Source organism: Paenibacillus nanensis (genome assembly GCF_003583765.1).
Classification (GTDB): domain Bacteria; phylum Bacillota; class Bacilli; order Paenibacillales; family Paenibacillaceae; genus Pristimantibacillus; species Pristimantibacillus nanensis.
Window position 1 is genome coordinate 294,673 of record NZ_QXQA01000003.1, and the last position, 17,027, is coordinate 311,699.

The 17,027-nt window shown below is 55.3% G+C and carries 14 protein-coding genes; all 14 read left to right on the forward strand.

Annotated elements, in window-relative coordinates:
* The first annotated feature begins 52 nt into the window (after positions 1-52).
* Complete coding sequence (locus D3P08_RS07665; protein ID WP_420819020.1) at positions 53-1,420, forward strand: class I SAM-dependent rRNA methyltransferase; 1,368 nt, start codon at positions 53-55, stop codon at positions 1,418-1,420.
* 39 nt (positions 1,421-1,459) lie between these two features.
* Entirely contained in the window at positions 1,460-4,966 is a 3,507-nt protein-coding gene (addB, locus tag D3P08_RS07670) for a helicase-exonuclease AddAB subunit AddB (RefSeq protein WP_119598908.1), read from the forward strand.
* Between the two features lie 4 nt (positions 4,967-4,970).
* A complete protein-coding gene (addA, locus tag D3P08_RS07675) occupies positions 4,971-8,867 on the forward strand; it encodes a helicase-exonuclease AddAB subunit AddA (RefSeq protein WP_119598909.1) in 3,897 nt (1,298 codons plus the stop codon).
* Positions 8,868-8,924: 57 nt separating this feature from the next.
* Positions 8,925-9,539 carry a hypothetical protein gene (locus tag D3P08_RS07680; RefSeq protein ID WP_119598910.1) on the forward strand — a complete coding sequence of 205 codons (615 nt, stop codon included), beginning with the start codon at positions 8,925-8,927 and terminating at the stop codon, positions 9,537-9,539.
* 52 nt (positions 9,540-9,591) lie between these two features.
* Positions 9,592-9,999, forward strand: coding sequence for a hypothetical protein (locus D3P08_RS07685; protein WP_240647355.1), 408 nt, complete (start codon positions 9,592-9,594; stop codon positions 9,997-9,999).
* Positions 10,000-10,179: 180 nt separating this feature from the next.
* The gene (locus D3P08_RS07690; RefSeq protein ID WP_119598911.1) at positions 10,180-10,527 is read left to right on the forward strand and encodes a histidine triad nucleotide-binding protein; all 348 of its coding nucleotides are present in this window, start codon (positions 10,180-10,182) and stop codon (positions 10,525-10,527) included.
* A gap of 91 nt (positions 10,528-10,618) precedes the next feature.
* The gene (rpsU, locus tag D3P08_RS07695; protein WP_005547957.1) at positions 10,619-10,792 is read left to right on the forward strand and encodes a 30S ribosomal protein S21; all 174 of its coding nucleotides are present in this window, start codon (positions 10,619-10,621) and stop codon (positions 10,790-10,792) included.
* Between the two features lie 15 nt (positions 10,793-10,807).
* Positions 10,808-11,251 (forward strand): GatB/YqeY domain-containing protein, encoded by a 444-nt coding sequence (locus D3P08_RS07700; protein WP_119598912.1) that lies wholly within the window; start codon positions 10,808-10,810, stop codon positions 11,249-11,251.
* Positions 11,252-11,407: 156 nt separating this feature from the next.
* Complete coding sequence (locus D3P08_RS07705) at positions 11,408-12,811, forward strand: NfeD family protein (RefSeq protein WP_240647357.1); 1,404 nt, start codon at positions 11,408-11,410, stop codon at positions 12,809-12,811.
* A gap of 28 nt (positions 12,812-12,839) precedes the next feature.
* Positions 12,840-13,826: a flotillin-like protein FloA gene (floA, locus tag D3P08_RS07710; protein ID WP_119598913.1), complete on the forward strand. Its 987-nt coding sequence runs from the start codon at positions 12,840-12,842 to the stop codon at positions 13,824-13,826.
* 31 nt (positions 13,827-13,857) lie between these two features.
* Complete coding sequence (locus D3P08_RS07715) at positions 13,858-14,379, forward strand: hypothetical protein (RefSeq protein WP_119598914.1); 522 nt, start codon at positions 13,858-13,860, stop codon at positions 14,377-14,379.
* Positions 14,380-14,540: 161 nt separating this feature from the next.
* The gene (gene yqfC, locus D3P08_RS07720; RefSeq protein ID WP_119598915.1) at positions 14,541-14,819 is read left to right on the forward strand and encodes a sporulation protein YqfC; all 279 of its coding nucleotides are present in this window, start codon (positions 14,541-14,543) and stop codon (positions 14,817-14,819) included.
* Between the two features lie 27 nt (positions 14,820-14,846).
* Entirely contained in the window at positions 14,847-16,040 is a 1,194-nt protein-coding gene (yqfD, locus tag D3P08_RS07725) for a sporulation protein YqfD (protein WP_119598916.1), read from the forward strand.
* A gap of 60 nt (positions 16,041-16,100) precedes the next feature.
* Positions 16,101-17,012, forward strand: a complete 912-nt coding sequence (locus D3P08_RS07730) for a PhoH family protein (protein WP_206098938.1) — start codon at positions 16,101-16,103, stop codon at positions 17,010-17,012.
* Positions 17,013-17,027: the final 15 nt, after the last annotated feature.

The following is a 17,027-nucleotide window of genomic DNA, read 5'->3' on the forward strand; positions in this document are numbered from 1 at the left end:
GCGCGGCAAAACAAGCATGACAAGCCCTTACATAGAGAGGAAGAAAGTTAAGGTGAAACAACTAGCAAAAATCGTGCTGAACAAAGCGCGCAAAAAAAGAGTGGAGCAGGGGCATCCTTGGGTGTTCGCAAGCGAGATTGACAGGCTCGAAGGCGAAGCGTCACCGGGAGGACTTGTGGATGTTGTGGGTCATCAGGGGCGATATTTGGCAACGGGCTATTGGAATCCAAGCTCGCAAATTACGGTTCGTATCGTTTCTTATGAGCCGATTGAAGAAATGGGACAAGCCTTTTTCGTTGAAAGGCTGAGCCGATGCCGGGATCATCGGGAACGGTTTGTGGCGGATCGCGACTGCAGACTCGTATACGGCGAGGCCGATTTCTTGCCGGGGCTCATCGTTGACCGGTTTGGCGAGGTGCTGGTCGTTCAAATCTTGACGCTCGGCATGGAAGCGGCGAAAACCGCGTTAATTGACGCGCTGGTCCAAGTGTTTCAGCCAAAAGGAATCTATGAGCGAAGCGATGTCAGCGTCCGCGGATTGGAAGGACTGGAGGAACGCACCGGCGTATTGTACGGGGAATGTCCGCCAGTTATCGAGATTGAAGAGAACGGCTTAAAGATGGAAGTCGATATCGTAGAAGGGCAAAAGACCGGCTATTTCTTCGATCAACGGGAAAACCGCGCTTCCATTGCGCCGCTGATGAAAGGCTGGGGCGCTCGCAGCGGGATTAAGCTTGCGGAGCATCCGGAAGAGAAAAAGCTTGTGCCTGTCAATGCCAACGGCAAAGTGGTTACCTTTCCTTATTGGGACGGGGCGACCGTGCTTGAATGCTTTGCGCATACGGGAAGCTTCACTCTGCACGCTTGCCGGTACGGCGCTAAGAAGGTTACCTGTCTGGACGTCTCGCAGCACGCGATCGATACGGCGAAACGAAATGTGGAGCGCAACGGCTTTACGGACCGCGTCGAGTTTGTTGTCGCGGACGCGTTCCAATATTTAAGGGAGCAAGTGAAAGGGCTGGACGAGCGCAAGGCTCGCGCCGCGGGCGGCGCGGATACGTCGAAGAAGCTGGAGAACGCGGGACGGACATGGGATGTCGTAATTTTGGACCCGCCGGCTTTCGCCAAAACAAGAAGCGCGGTGCAAGGCGCTTGCAGAGGCTATAAAGATATTAATCTTCAGGGCATGAAGCTCGTGAACGAAGGCGGCTATTTGGTTACGGCTAGCTGCTCATACCATATGCGCCCGGATTTGTTCCTGGAGACGATCCATGAAGCCGCGAACGACGCCGGCAAGCTGCTAAGGCTTGTGGAATGGCGCGCGGCAGGTAAAGACCATCCGCAGCTGCTTGGCGTAAGCGAAGGACATTATTTAAAGTTTGCAATTTTTGAGGTTAGAAGTAAAAGTCTATCAAAGTAACATGTCGCAGCCATACGACTCGGGAGGGGAGAGCCGACGATGCCGCTACGATTTATAATTGGACGGGCAGGCTCCGGAAAAACGAGCTACTGCCAGGACGAAATACGAGAACAAATGCGGAGAGAGCCTGACGGCGCTCCGCTTATTATGCTTGTGCCGGAGCAAGCGACCTTTCAAACCGAATATACGCTGCTGCGGAGCGGAGGGCTACAAGGGTCGCTCCGGGCGCAGGCGCTCAGCTTCCGAAGGCTGGCGTTCCGCGTCATGCAGGAGACGGGAGGCACAGCCCTTGTGCCGATTGGGGATACCGGCAAATCGATGCTCCTATACAAAATCGTGCACAGGCTGTCTGCGAATCTGGAGCTGTTTCAAAGCGGCGCCGAACAGGCCGGTTTCATTGAGCGGCTGTCCGAGCTGCTGACGGAGTGGAAGCGTTACGGCATTGGCGCGGAAGCGATGACGAAGCTCGCGGGCGAAGAACATCAAGATCGCTCCGGCTTGTTGAAGAAGAAGCTGCATGATCTGGGACTGATCTATGAAGCGATGGAGGCGGAGCTAGCCGGAAAGTACGTGGATGCGGAGGACTATTTGCATGCGCTGACAACAAGCTACGGCGAGGCGCCTTCTATGCAAGGAGCCCAGTTCTGGGTAGACGGCTTTTACGGCTTTACGCCGACGGAATACGACGCGCTTGGCGCGCTGCTCGCAAGCTCCGCTCCAGTGACTGTCGCCTTAACGCTTGACCGCGCTTACCAGCCCGGCGAACGGCCTCATGAGCTGGACTTGTTCCATCCGACTGCGGAAACCTACCTTAAGCTTCTCGAGCTTGCGGAGAAGCACGGCGCCGAGGTGCTTCCTGCGGTTAACTTAAACGAGCGGCCTCTGCCGAGGTTTGCGGACAGTCCGATGCTGATGCATTTGGAGAAGCATTATGACAAGCGCGTCCCGATGGCCGTCCGAATGCCGGACGGCGTTCAAGCCTCTGCCGCTGCAGGCATTCGATTGATGGCTGCCCCAAGCCGAAGGGCTGAAGTAGAGGCGGTTGCCCGCGATATGATGGAGAAAGCGCGCGTCGAAGGCGTCAGGTGGCGGGAGTTCGCGATACTCGTGCGGAATGCGGAGGACTACGCGGATTATTTGTCCCTTGTGCTGGAGGACTATGGCATTCCATACTTCATCGACCAAAAGGAAAATGCGCTTCATCACCCGTTAGTGGAGTTTATTCGCTCCGCGCTCGAGACGGTGCTGCATGGCTGGCGGTATGACGCGGTGTTCCGCTGCATTAAAACGGAGATGCTGTTCGGCGCCCGGCACAGCCTGCCGCGCGAATGGTTCGACATGCTGGAAAATTACGCGCTGGCGGCAGGTATTGACGGCTGGAAGTGGCTGGACCGCAAAAGCTGGAAGCCGCTCGTTTCCGTCACGCTAGAAGAGGATCACGAGATGGAGACGGCCGTATCGGCGAAGGCGAAGCGCGAATTCGATATCGTGATGGCGGCCAGAGAGGCGGTCGTTCCGCTGTTGAGCCGATTCGGGGAGTCGCTCCGCAAAGCAGGCAATGTAAGGGGCATGTGCGAAGCGCTGTACCGGCTGCTTGATCATGCCGACGCGGCCGACCGGCTGGAGCGCTGGAGCCGCGAAGATCTGGAAGCCGGCAACGCGCAGCGGAGCCGCTCCCATCGCCAGCTTTGGGACAACGTCATGAGCCTGCTCGATCAGCTGGCGGAGCTTGCCGGGAACGAGGAGATGTCGCCGGAGCTGTTCGCCGGCATGGTCGAGGCCGGTCTCGACAGCCTGAAGCTCGCTTCCGTTCCGCCATCGCTGGACGAGGTGCTTATCGGCAGCATGGACCGCACGAGGTCCGGCCGAATCCGCGTCTGCTACGTGCTTGGCGCCAACGATGGCGTTATGCCGATGCGCGTGAAGGAAGACGGGATTTTGACCGAGGCCGAACGGGAGGCGCTGACGGCCGAAGGGCTTGAAATGGCGCCGAGCGTCCGGAGACGTCTGCTGGACGAACGGTTTATGATCTATAATGCGCTGGCGACGCCCAGCGAATCGTTGTGGGTCAGCTGGGCGGCTGCTGACGAAGAGGGCAAGTCGCTGCTGCCGTCGGAAATTATCCGAAGCCTCCGCGGCTTATTCCCGGGCCTGAACATCCAAGACGTTTACGCCGAGCCGTCCCCCGATATGCCGGAGGAGCAGCAATCGGCATTCCTGCAGCATCCCGAGCGCTCGCTGTCCCATTTGATAACGGCGCTAAGGAGCTGGCACCAGGGGACGGATATTGTGCCTTTCTGGTGGGATGTGTACAACTGGTTCGCCGCGCGGCCGGAATGGCAGCCGAAGCTGCAGCTGCTGACTGGCTCCCTCACGTACCGGAACCAAGAGGTTCATCTGCCTGTGACCATCGCCCGGGAGCTCTATGGCGACAGGATGTCGGTCAGCGTATCGCGGATGGAACGGTTCGTATCTTGTCCGTTCCAGCATTTTGCCATACATGGGCTTAAGCTCCGCGAGCGGAAAATGTACCGGCTGGAAGCGCCGGATGTCGGCCAGCTGTTCCACGCCGCGCTTAGCAAGCTTGCGGGCACGCTGACGAATCGCTGGGGCAGGCTTTCACGCCAAGAGATTAAAGCGGAAGCGGCCAAAACGGTCGACGAGCTCGCGCCGAAGCTCCAGTCGCAAATTTTGCTTAGCAGCGGCAGGTTCCAATTTATCGCGCGGAAGCTGAAGGAAATTGTGGCGCAGGCCGCCGTCGTGCTAGGCGAGCACGCGAGGCGGGCGCAATTCCAGCCAGTTGCGACAGAGGTTGATTTCGGACCGGGCGGAACATTGCCAGCTCTCGTGCTGCCGCTTGCGGACGGGGCGGAGATGGAAGTGATCGGCCGCATTGACCGCGTGGACGCGGCGCTAACCGAAAATGGCCTGCTGCTTCGCGTGCTGGATTATAAGTCGAGCGCTACGTCGCTGAAGCTGGAGGAGGTCGTTCACGGCTTGTCTCTCCAAATGCTGACGTACCTCGATGTGCTGATTACGCATTCGGAAGGCTGGCTCGGTCAGCAAGCTGAGCCGGCGGGCGTGCTTTATTTTCACGTGCATAATCCGCTGCTCTCGCTTTCCAACCGAATGGCGGCGCAGGACGTGTCCGCGAAGCTGCTGAAGCGTTATAAGACCAAAGGCTTGCTAACAGCCGATGCCGAGGTTGCACGTTTGATGGACGGCGAGCTGGATACGGGTTATTCGGATTTGTTGCCGCTTGCGCTCAAACGCGACGGCAGCTTCTACAGCAGCTCGTCGGTTGTGACGCAAGAGCAGTGGACGGCGCTTAGACGTTCCGTCAGAAGCATGATTAGCCGAATCGGCTGTTCGATTTTGGAAGGAGACGTTTCGATCGAGCCGTACCGTCTCGGCGGCAAGTCCCCTTGCCAATTTTGCGATTATAAGGCGCTTTGCCAATTCGATCTGCAATTCGAAGGCAATGCGTATCGAAAGCTGAACAAATCGTCCAAAGAAGAAGTATGGCGTCAGCTGGAGGGAGAGTGAAGGCATGCTAACACATCGTACGCCAAAGCCGGAAGGAAGCACCTGGACGGATGACCAATGGGAAGCAATCGTAACGGGCGGGCAGAACGTACTCGTCGCCGCCGCTGCCGGATCAGGCAAAACGGCGGTGCTGGTTGAACGCATTATTCGAAAAATTTCATCCCATACCGATGTGGACCGGCTTCTGGTCGCGACCTTTACGAAAGCGGCTGCCGCCGAGATGAAGGACCGGATTCGGCTCGCGCTGGAGAAGGAGCTGGAGCGGAAGCCGGATTCGGAGCATTTGCGGAGGCAGCTTGCTTTGATGGGCCGCGCGTCTATTACGACACTGCATTCCTTCTGTCTGGATGTTATACGAAAATATTATCCGCTTATCGGGCTCGATCCCGGCTTCCGTATCGCGAACGAAACGGAGAGCGAGCTTATGCGGCTGGATGTGCTGGATGAGCTGTTCGAGCAGAAGTACGGGGACGAGTCCGGCGACGGCGGGGCTTTCTTCATGCTGGCGGACCGTTACGGGGGAGAGCGGGGAGACGAACCGCTCTATCAATTGGTGCAAGGCTTATACGATTTCGCGCAAAGCCATCCTTGGCCGGAGCATTGGCTGAGAGAAACGGCGAGCGCATACGAGGTCGAGTCGATTGAGGAGCTGGAGCAGAGCGAGTGGGTCGCGACGCTGCGCGCAGACATCCTCCTGGCGCTTGAGGGCGCCGTATCCCAGCTCCAAGCGGCGCTGGAGCTGACGCGGCAGCCTGCCGGACCGGCGCCGTATGCCGATGCGCTGGAAGAGGATTTGCGCCTCGTGCTAGGTCTACTAGAGACAGTAAAAACGACGAGCTGGCGTCATTGGGGAGAGCCGTTCCGGTCGGCGGAATTCGGCAAGCTGAAGGCTATGCGGGGAGACGATTACGACAAGGAGCTGCAGGCCCAGGCGAAGGAGCTTCGCGAAAACGCAAAAAAACTGGTGAGCGGACTTGCCGACGAGCTGTTCGGAAGAGAGGCGGATCAGTTTCTGGAGGAGCTTCGCGAGCTGGCACCTCTCATGCGGGCGCTTTCCGAGCTTGTCATCTCCTTCGGCGAGCGCTACGAGGAAGCAAAGAGAGCCAAAGGCTTGCTTGATTTCGGCGATTTGGAGCATTATTGCCTACGCATCCTGCGGGACGCATCATCCACGCCTGACCGGCTCGTTCCGTCGGTGGCGGCTCTCGATTACCAGCAGCTGTTCGATGAAATATTGCTGGACGAATATCAGGATACCAATATGGTGCAGGAAGCGATCGTCTCCTTAATTGAGCGGTCCGGAACCGGCAACCGGTTTATGGTAGGCGATGTCAAGCAGAGCATCTACCGGTTCCGGCTTGCGGAGCCGAATTTGTTCCTCGCGAAATATAAAGCGTATCGGACCGCTGATGAGCGGGCCGGCGGTGAGCCGACTTCCAGCGCGGGACAACGTATCGATCTGGCCCGCAATTTCCGCAGCCGCCGCGAGGTGGTGGACGGCGTAAACGGCGTGTTCCGAGCCATTATGCGCGAGAATGTTGCAGAGATGGATTACGATACCCGCGCGGAGCTTGTCTGCGGCGCGGCCTATCCCGAGCCGCTGCGGGCCGGCAGCTGCAACGTGCAGTTCGCGGTGCTGGACCGCGGCACGGGAGGGGAAGAGGAGGAGCTGGAAGCTTCCTCTGACGCTGAGGACGGAAGCGAAGAAGAAAACCGCTCCGCTGCTGCGGCGGGGCTTGCCGAGCTGAAGGTTGCGCAGCTTGAAGCGCGCTGGATTGCGGCTCAGATTCGGGAGCTGGCGGACAGCGGCTACCAGGTGTACGACGGCAGAAAGAAGGCATACCGGCCGTTCCAATGGAGGGATGCGGTTATCCTGCTGCGCGCGACGCAGCAATGGTCCCCGATTCTAATCGAAGAGCTTCAGCAGCAAGGCATATCGGCCTACGCGGAGCTGAGCACAGGATATTTCGAAGCGACGGAAGTGGAGACCATGCTCTCCCTGCTGCGCGTCATCGATAATCCGAATCAGGATATTCCGCTTGCGGCAACGCTTAGATCTCCTTTGTTTGGGATGACCGCGGAGGAGCTGGCCCGAATCCGTATTTTATCGCCCAAAGCTCCCTATTATGACGCGGTCCTGCATGCGGCGGGAGCCGACGGCTTCTCAGCGGAGGCCCGGCTTAAGCTCGCGGCCTTCCTGAACCGGCTGGATCGTTGGCGCGCGGAAGCGAGGCAAGGCTCTCTCGCGGAATTGCTGTGGAGCATTTATCGGGAGACCGGCTATTACGATTTCGTCGGCGGACTTCCGGGAGGCGCGCAGCGCCAAGCGAACTTACGCGCGCTGCACGACCGGGCGAGGCAGTATGAAGCGACATCCTTCCGCGGGCTTTTCCGGTTTTTGCGCTTCATCGAACGAATGAGAGAAAGCGGCGGGGATTTGGGTACGGCAGGCGCGCTAGGCGAAGGGGAGGACGTTGTGCGCATCATGTCCATCCACAAGAGCAAGGGCTTGGAATTTCCCGTTGTGTTCATCGCTGGACTGGGTAAGCTGTTCAACCAACAGGACATGAGAAGCTCCTTTTTAAAACATAAAGCGCTCGGCTTTGGGCCGCGCTATGTCGACCCGGAGCTTCGCATCAGCTACCCGACATTGCCGTTCCTAGCGATCCGGCGAAAGCTGAGGATGGAGACGCTGGCGGAGGAAATGCGCATCCTGTACGTGGCGCTGACAAGGCCAAAGGAGAAAATGTTCCTGGTCGGAACGGTCGCGGATGCCGCAAAGGCAATGACCCGCTGGGCGCAAGCGCTGAATGCGAGCGGCGAGCTGTCGGATTATCGGATAGCATCAGCCCGGTCTTTCATCGACTGGCTTGGCCCGCTCGCTGTCAATCAGCTTGCGCTGGCGGGTACGGCCGGCGCGGAGGACGCGGCAGAAGTTGCCAACCGCACAGACGGCGATCCGCAGGTCTGGGAGGCGCAGGTAATGCCGGTCGCTCTATTCGTCGCCGAGGCCGCAGCTGCATTGGAGGATTCCGCCGATGACTTGCCGGAAAACGCGATGAACGAAAGGCTGCAGGCTGTCACCACGCTTGCGCTTATTGACGGTATCCCCGAATCGCCGGAAATAAGAAGCCGGCTGGAGTGGCAGTACCCGTATCGAGCCGCAGAGGGCGTCCCCGCCAAAACCTCCGTCACCGAGATGAAACGGCTGCATGCCGAAGCGCCGGAGGATGCGGCAGTTTGGGAAGCCGCGCAGGAGAGGAACGACGAAGAGGATGACAGCCCTAGCGGCCCGTCCGGAAAGTCCGGCTCCGGAAGCGGCGGAGGAGGAAGCTATACGCTGCGGCTGCGCAGGCCTTCCTTCATGGAGGAAAAGTCGCTGACAGCCGCAGAGAGAGGCTCCGTTCACCACTTGCTTATGCAGCATGTTCCGTTGACTCCGCCGGTGAACCTAGAACGGATAGAGGAGACATTAGCCGGTATGGTGAATCGAAAGCTGCTCACGGCGAAACAGGCCGAAGCGATCGATCCTGCGTCTATTCTTTCGTTCTATGACAGCGAGATAGGCGCGCGGCTGCTCCGCGCGGATTGGGTCAAGCGAGAGGTTCCGTTCAGCTGCATGTTCCCGGCTAACCGGGTATACGCCAAGGGCGACCGCGAGCTAGAGGACGAGCCAATCTTGATTCAAGGGGTCATCGACTGCTTGTTCCAAGATAAGCAAGGCGTCGTGCTGCTAGATTACAAGACCGACCGAGTCTATATGAAGGATTGGGAGAAGGCGGCGGAGCGCCATCGCTTTCAGCTGGAGCTGTATGCGGAGGCGATAGAAGCGACGCTCGCGCGCAAAGTAGACGAGCTTTATTTATACTTTTTTGACGGCGCGCAGTTCATAAAGCTGTAGCTTACGCTTACGAGTATGTTTTGCATAGGCGAAACATTTATGAGGAGGGAACTGGGATTGGACCAGCACGAACAAAAAAAACGGCCCATTGCTCTGCCGGTTACATTGCTGCTGCTCGTCATGAGTCTGATGGGAAACGTATTGCTGTATACGAAGCATATTGAGCATACCCGTGGAAATGCCGAGGAGACAGGGCAGGATATTGTTAAAGCTTTTATGTCGAGCCAATTCGATTTGGAATATTGGAGCAAATTCGCGGAAGACATAAGTGCTCTGGCTGTAGAGGACGGCGACGCCGCGAGAAAGAGAGCCGTGCATTTTGCAGATGCCCTGCTTCACAGCGGGGACAATGGTTTGTCCGAAATCATTCGGATAGCGCATGACATCGACGACGATCGGTTCGCCGACGCGCCGGAAGCGTATACCTTATACATGAATCAGCTGATCGCGAGACTAAATGCGATTGGGGAAGGAAGCGGCCCCCTCAATCCGGATGAACACAAAGCCGTCGCGAACATGCTGCAATCCTTTACGGGCTTGACAGAGCCGATCGCTGCTTTCCCTTATGCCGCGGAAGGCAGCCGAAACGCGCTGATCCGCATAGCCGGCGGACATGATTGGCTTGATCTGGCGGACAAGCTGCAGGAATCGTTCCGCGCATCATCCTTGTAGAGTAGCCGAATGCCTACATCTGCATATGATGAGGCAGGAGGCTGATAACAAAATGAATAACCAAATGAGCAACCAAGTAAGTCAACAAATGAGCAATCCAAATCAAATGAGCCATCAAATGATGAGCAATCAAATGAGCAACCAAATGAGCCATCAAATGGGCAACCAAATGGCGACGGCAAGCGCTCACAAGAAGGATCATTGCCAGAAACACATGCACCGTTACGTCATGGTGCAAACGAGCGACGGCGGCATGCAGGACGGCTTCGTCGAGCATGTAGATGACGAGTATGTCTATCTGGCTATTCCGGTATGCCCTGGCGAGGGAGACGATCGAGCGTTTTTCCCGTACGGAGGTTTCGGATACGGCTATCCATTCTTCCCGCGCAGACGCTTTATCCGCAGAAGATTTCCTCTAGCCGGACTGTTCGCTTTATCCTTGCTGCCGTTTTTTATTTAAAGCGCGGAGTCTCGGGAGCCGAAAGATGGGGCATTGCCCCTCTTCGGCGGCTTCGAATTGGACGAGCGCCAATATTTTCGCTAGAATAGGAATAATGACGCAGCTTTATTGTCGCCGCAGAGCGCCATGCACTTACGAAGCCTGTTTGCTTCCGCCAAACATTAAGGAGGACAAGTTCTGATGGATTGCATTTTTTGCAAAATAATCGAAGGCGCCATTCCTTCGAAAAAAGTGTTTGAGAACGAACGCGTGCTAGCTTTCCAAGACATTCAGCCTGCTGCTCCCGTACATATACTGATCATTCCAAAGAAACATATCCCGACGATGAATGATATCGAAGCAGAGGATACGGAGCTGATTGGAGAGCTGTTCGCGGCGGCGCGCCAAATCGCGAAGGAACAAGGGATAGCCGAGGCGGGATACCGTCTTATCAACAATGTGAACAGCGATGGCGGACAAGTTGTTTATCATTTGCACATCCATTTGCTTGGGGGTCAAAAGCTAGGTCCGCTGTTGGCAACAGTATGAAGTTGACACTGGGTTTTAGTTTACTCTATAATGAAGTTTGATAAACCGTGTTAAAGCTCTGGACGGTCTGTTTCGGAGGGAGGGAAAACTGGTGTCTGAAACTAAAGTTCGCAAAAACGAAACGATTGATGCTGCGCTTCGCCGCTTTAAACGCTCCATCGCTAAAGACGGTGTGTTGGCTGAGGTGAAAAAACGCAAGCATTACGAAAAGCCAAGTGTAAAGCGCAAGAAAAAGTCCGAGGCTGCGCGTAAGAGAAAGTTTTAGGAGGAGCCTTGCATAATGAACCTGAGCGAACGATTGACCGACGATATGAAGCAAGCCATGAAGAGTCAGGACAAGTTCAAGCTGACCACAATTCGTATGATGCGTGCGTCCGTTAAGAACATGGAGATTGAGCTCAAACGTCCCCTGGAAGATAATGAAGTGCTTGATATATTAAGTCGCGAGATCAAAATACGTAAAGATTCCCTCCAAGAATTTAAGAAAGCCGGCCGCGATGATCTGGTAACAGGTCTTGCAGCAGAAATTGAAATTATTAGTCAATACCTTCCCGAGCAGCTGACTGAAGAAGAGATTCAAGAGATAGTAAGGCAGACCATCCATGAACTCGGTGCTTCTTCCAAAGCCGATATGGGGAAAGTGATGAGCGCTCTAATGCCTAAAACAAAAGGGCGCGCAGACGGTAAACTAGTAAACCAATTTGTTCAGCAATTTCTGCAATAGCATATATCCGGACACGAAACACCCCTTGTTTGGGGTGTTTTTTTCTTTGTCTACGTCATATACACGCGAGAGATTACCGTTTATACTCTTTGTTGAAACATGACGGACATTGGAACGTATTAATGGGAATACTCATACTAAAAGGGAGGTTGTCGCTTGAAGGCTCATTTATGGCCGTTCATTCGCGGCCGTGTCATCACGCAATGGCTTGCAGGGTTATTGCTTCTGTTAAGCGTTACAGCCGTCTTCCTGCCGTCAGCGAGCGCAGCGTCCGCTCCTCCTGCCGCCGAGAAGTCGGCCGGACCAGCCGTCGTTGTCATTCCGGTGAAGGAGACGGTGGAGGAAGCGTTAACCGCTTTTCTGGAACGCGCTTTCAAGGAAGCGAAGGAGGCAGGAGCCGAGCATATTGTTCTTGTCGTGAATACGCTTGGAGGCAAAGTGGAAAGCGCGATTGAAATCGGAGAACTGATTCGCGGCAGCGATATCCCGACAACAGCTTTCGTGGAAGGGAAAGCGGTATCCGCCGGAACGTACATCGCGCTGAATGCCGACTATATCGCGATGCAGCCGGGCAGTACGATCGGCGCGGCAGCGGTTGTGGATGGCAGCGGCACGATTGTCGACAATCCAAAAACGGTTTCTTTCTGGGTTAAGGAAATGACGGAGGCTGCAAAGCTGAACGGTCGAAACCCGGATATCGCAGCAGCCATGGCGGATGTTTCGGCTACGGTCAGCTTGTCGGAGCAGATCGGACGCGATAAGAAGAAAGGAGAGATTCTGTCCCTCTCCGCATCGGAAGCTGAGAAGGTCGGGTACTCCGAGCTAACGGCGGACAATGTGCAAGCGGTTGTGGAATGGCTTAATCTCGACAATCGTACGATGATCGAGATTGAACCGACAATCGCAGAAAATACGGCCCGGTTTCTTATTCATCCGGTCGTTGCGACCGTGCTTCTCATTCTCGGCATCGCTGGCGTGGCGATTGAGCTGCTTGTGCCCGGATTTGGAGCGCCGGGCATCATCGGCATCTTGTCGTTCGGCCTTTATTTCTTCGGCTCCTATATTACCGGACTCGCGGGCATGGAAGCGGTCGTTCTGTCCGTCATCGGAATTGTGCTGCTTATCATAGAGCTGTTCGTCCCGAGCTTCGGTATTCTCACCCTGCTTGGAAGCGCGTCGATCATTACAGGTGTTGTTATAGCGGCTCCGGATCTGAAGACGGGCTTCGTATCGATCGGAATAGCGCTTGTTGTCGCAACGGTTATCGTCGTGTTATTCGCAAGAACGAACAAAGGCAGGGGCATTTGGAATAAGTTCATTCTTCGCGACCGCCTTACGACGGAAGAAGGATATTTATCTGCAGATGTGAGGACGACGCTTGTCGGTCAAGCAGGCACAGCATTGACGCCATTAAGACCGGCCGGAACCGCGCTAATCGGCGGGGAACGGATCGACGTCGTAACATCCGGCGAATTCGTTGCCGCAGGCTCCGATGTTGTCGTTGTGAAGGCGGAAGGAACTTGGATCGTAGTAAGGGAAAAAGAATCTGAAACGAAATAGGTCTCTCTTAATCGAGAGCAATGGAGGTATGTACATGGATCCGATTGTATCGTTTGTTATTATCGCAGTGCTCGCTTTAATCGTTATATCCGTCTTTCTGAGCTTTTTTCCGATTATGCTATGGATTTCGGCGCTCGCTTCCGGAGTAAGGATCGGCATTATTACGCTGGTTGCGATGAGATTGCGCCGGGTTGTTCCAAGCCGGATTGTCAATCCGCTTATTAAAGCGACGAAAGCCGGTCTTGGTCTTACGATTAACCAGCTGGAAAGCCATTTCCTTGCGGGCGGCAATGTTGACCGCGTCGTCAATGCGCTCATTGCGGCGCAGCGCGCGAACATCCCGCTGCTCTTCGAACGCGCCGCCGCGATTGACCTCGCGGGCCGCGATGTGCTGCAGGCCGTTCAGATGAGCGTAAACCCTCGTGTCATTGAAACGCCAATCGTTGCGGCGGTAGCCAAGGATGGCATCGAAGTTAAAGTTAAGGCGAGAGTAACGGTTCGTGCCAATATCGACCGTCTTGTCGGCGGCGCCGGAGAAGAGACGATCATCGCCCGCGTCGGCGAAGGGATTGTAACGACAGTCGGTTCCTCCAATTCGCATAAGGACGTGCTTGAGAATCCCGATTTGATCTCCAGAACGGTGCTCGGCAAAGGATTGGATGCCGGGACGGCGTTTGAAATTCTTTCGATCGATATCGCCGATGTCGACGTAGGCAAAAACATCGGCGCTCACCTGCAGACGGAGCAAGCGGAAGCCGATAAGAAGATCGCTCAAGCGAAGGCGGAGGAACGCCGCGCGATGGCGGTAGCCCAGGAGCAGGAAAATAAAGCGAAGGTCGTCGAGATGGAGGCGCGCGTGGTGGAGTCGGAGTCGCAGGTGCCACTGGCGATGGCCGAAGCGCTGCGGAGCGGGAAGATTGGCGTTATGGATTATTTAAATTTGAAAAACATCGAAGCCGATACGAAGATGAGACATTCGATCGGCGATCAAGACGGTCAAGGCGGGAATAAATAACGCCCCTTTCTCCTGAAGCTGGAGGTGAAGCATGGAGGAATTGATCCAATTTTTGATGAAAAACTTCTATTTTGTCCTATTCGCGCTGTTTATTCTGTCTCGTTTCCTGGGGAAGTCCAAAGGGAAAGAAAATGAACCGCGAATGCCTAGCTTTGGCGGAGAAGAGCAAGAGCATTCCGGCAGGCCGGATAAGACGCAAGCAAGGGTCCGACAGGAGACGGCGCATAGGGGCAACCAAAGCGCCCCGCAGCAGACCGTTTACCGGTCCAGCCTGGAGTCGGCGCGGCCTGAACCGGAGGGCGGGTTCGCAAGTCCAGAGCTTGATCCTTACGCTGACAAGGCGGGACAAAAGCGCCAGAAAGGCGCGGGCGGCGCTGCCAATCCTGCCGACAAGCGTAGGCCCTCGTTCGCCAGCTTAGGATCGGAAGCAAGCCGGTCTGAGGTGCCAGTCCCTGAGGCGGGCAAGAGATTAACAAAGCAAGAGCTTCGCAACGCGTTTATTTGGTCGGAGGTGCTCGGACCTCCGAAGGCGAAACGAAGCTACCGCAAATAAGAGAAGGCTTTTGTTCTACGGACTGCGTAGGGCAAGAGCCTTCTTTTTTTGTTGGGAGCTCTGTTTTTTACAGGCTGCCTCATAAATAGGCGGGCGATAGCATATTTTGGTATAGCACATCTATCGCCAACAGTGTCTTTTGAGGAGGTCAAAGCTCATCTATGCGCCAATTGAAACGAAAATTCCGTAAGCTTACGGCGGAGCTGCTCGATATGCCGCAAGATGTCGTCTATGACTTGCCTCGGCTGACGATGATCGGAGACCGGCAGTTATATATTGAAAATCATCGCGGCGTCTTGCACTTCTCCAGTGACCGCCTTCGTCTCGCCCTCAGCAAAGGGCAGTTAGAAGTGACGGGTAGCTCGCTTGTCATACGCACGATTTGGACGGAGGAAGTGTTTATCGAAGGCATCATTACGAATATACAGCTGCTTCCATAACGGATTGAGGTAGAGGAGGAGAATGCGTTGAAAGGACAAGGTTTATTATGGTTGAGGGGAGTCGTAGTCGTAGAGGCGCGAGGCGGCTCGCCGGAGGAGCTGGTGAACAGGGCGATGGCGGGAGGCCTTGCTCTGTCCGGCATTCGTTGGACAAGCGGGGGTCAGCTGCAATTTGAATTGACGATCAGCGATTTTTTTCGCTTGCGTCCATATTTGAAGCAGACAGGCTGTCGGATTCATGTTACGGAACGAAGGGGGCTGCCGTTCTGGCTGGTGAAAGCCGAAAAACGAATATGGTTTACAGGCGGAATTGTATTGTTTTTCGCTATCATCTTTATGCTTTCATCGCTTGTATGGACCATCGAGGTGGAAGGGAACGAGAAGCTGTCGAAGGAACAGATCTTGCAGGCAGCCAAGCAAGAAGGGCTGTTCCCGATGCAGTGGTCGTTCCGCCTGCAGAATACGGATATCCTTTCAAAGAAGCTGGTCACCGCGCTGCCCGGCACAACCTGGGTAGGGGTTGAGAAGCAAGGCACGAAAGTGAAAATTCAAGTTGTGGAAATGACGGTTCCCGAGCAGAAGGATTTACAAAACCCGCGTGACTTGGTCGCTTCGGCCGATGGTGTCGTGACGCAAATTATTGCCGAGGCGGGCAAACCGGTCGTCAAAAAAAATACGCGCGTAAAAAAAGGACAAACCTTAATCTCCGGTATTATCGGCTCCGAAACCAATTCGCGCACGGTTGTCGCCAAAGGGCTCGTCAGAGGTCTGGTCTGGTATGAATTCCGGATTCAAACGCCGCTGAAGCAATCGGTCAAGGTCTATACGGGCGAGAAAAAAACAAAGTGGTACGCGGTTATCGGAGACCGCGCGCTTCAGCTGAGCGGCTATGGGAAGGACGGATTCGCGAATTCCGAAACGATCGACCGGCTGGAACGGTTCTCTTGGAGAAACCTGTCGCTGCCGATCGGGCGGATGAAGGAGACGGTGCTTGAGACCGAGCTGCAGGAGCGAACGCTGTCCGCTGAGGAAGCGAAGAGCGTCGGATTACTGCAGGCGAGAGCGGAGGCAATCGAAAAAGCGGGAAGCGACGCGGTCATCGTAAGTGAAATTGTTTTGCATGAAAAGACGGAGAATGGTAAAGTTTATATGGAAGTTCTTTTTGAAGTAGAGCAATCGATGGCCGAAGAAAAGCCAATAGTCCAGATGCAGGGAGACTGAGTATTGTTGCAAAACGAATCGATCACGATTAGAATTCCACTCGAGAACGCGACTGAAGGGATGGCTGTATTCGGGCCTCAGGATAGGTTCTTAAGGCTGGTTGAAGACAGTGTCGAATCTACGATTTCGTCAAGAGAAGCGGAGATTGTCATAACGGGACCTGCGAAGGAAACCGAATCGCTGGAGCAGCTGTACCGGGTATTGCTGCAGCTTGTCCGCGGCGGCTACAATCCAACGGAGCGCGATGTCGCCTACGCCTTGGAGCTGGCGCGCCATATGCAGGCGGAGGAATTGCTCGACCTGTTCAAGAAAGAAGTGGCGACAACCTACCGCGGCAAAAAAATTATGGTCAAAACGATCGGACAGCGCCACTACGTCAAGACGATTCGTAAAAAGGACATCGTGTTCGGCATCGGTCCCGCTGGTACGGGGAAAACGTACCTCGCCGTTGTGCTGGCCGTTACGGCGCTAAAGGAAGGCTCCGTTAAGCGGATCATTTTAACTAGACCTGCCGTAGAAGCGGGCGAAAATCTCGGGTTTCTGCCCGGCGATTTGCAGGAGAAGGTGGATCCTTACTTAAGACCGCTGTACGATGCGCTTCACGACGTCCTCGGACCGGATCAAACCGTAAAGGCGATGGAGCGGGGCTTGATCGAAATCGCGCCGCTAGCCTATATGCGGGGCCGGACGTTGGACGACTCTTTTATTATTTTGGACGAGGCTCAGAACACGACGCCGGAACAGATGAAGATGTTCCTTACGCGCCTTGGATTCGGTTCGAAGATGGTCGTAACGGGCGACGTGACGCAAATCGATTTGCCGAGAGGCAAAACCTCGGGACTGATCGAGGCGCAGCGCATTCTGAAAAACATCGAGGAGATCGGCTTAATCTACTTCACCGAAGGGGATGTCGTCCGTCACAGTCTCGTTCAAAAAATTATTATGGCTTATGACCGGGATGCAGAAAAATAAAGTCTAGAGAGGAAG

Bases quoted from the DNA above. Each gene is read 5' to 3' on its own strand.
- yqfC (WP_119598915.1), top strand. From the start codon at position 14,541: ATGCGCCAATTGAAACGAAAATTCCGTAAGCTTACGGCGGAGCTGCTC.
- floA (WP_119598913.1), top strand. From the start codon at position 12,840: ATGTACATGGATCCGATTGTATCGTTTGTTATTATCGCAGTGCTCGCT.
- D3P08_RS07690 (WP_119598911.1), top strand. From the start codon at position 10,180: ATGGATTGCATTTTTTGCAAAATAATCGAAGGCGCCATTCCTTCGAAA.
- D3P08_RS07715 (WP_119598914.1), top strand. From the start codon at position 13,858: ATGGAGGAATTGATCCAATTTTTGATGAAAAACTTCTATTTTGTCCTA.
- D3P08_RS07730 (WP_206098938.1), top strand. From the start codon at position 16,101: ATGGCTGTATTCGGGCCTCAGGATAGGTTCTTAAGGCTGGTTGAAGAC.
- D3P08_RS07685 (WP_240647355.1), top strand. From the start codon at position 9,592: ATGAATAACCAAATGAGCAACCAAGTAAGTCAACAAATGAGCAATCCA.
- addA (WP_119598909.1), top strand. From the start codon at position 4,971: ATGCTAACACATCGTACGCCAAAGCCGGAAGGAAGCACCTGGACGGAT.
- D3P08_RS07700 (WP_119598912.1), top strand. From the start codon at position 10,808: ATGAACCTGAGCGAACGATTGACCGACGATATGAAGCAAGCCATGAAG.
- addB (WP_119598908.1), top strand. From the start codon at position 1,460: ATGCCGCTACGATTTATAATTGGACGGGCAGGCTCCGGAAAAACGAGC.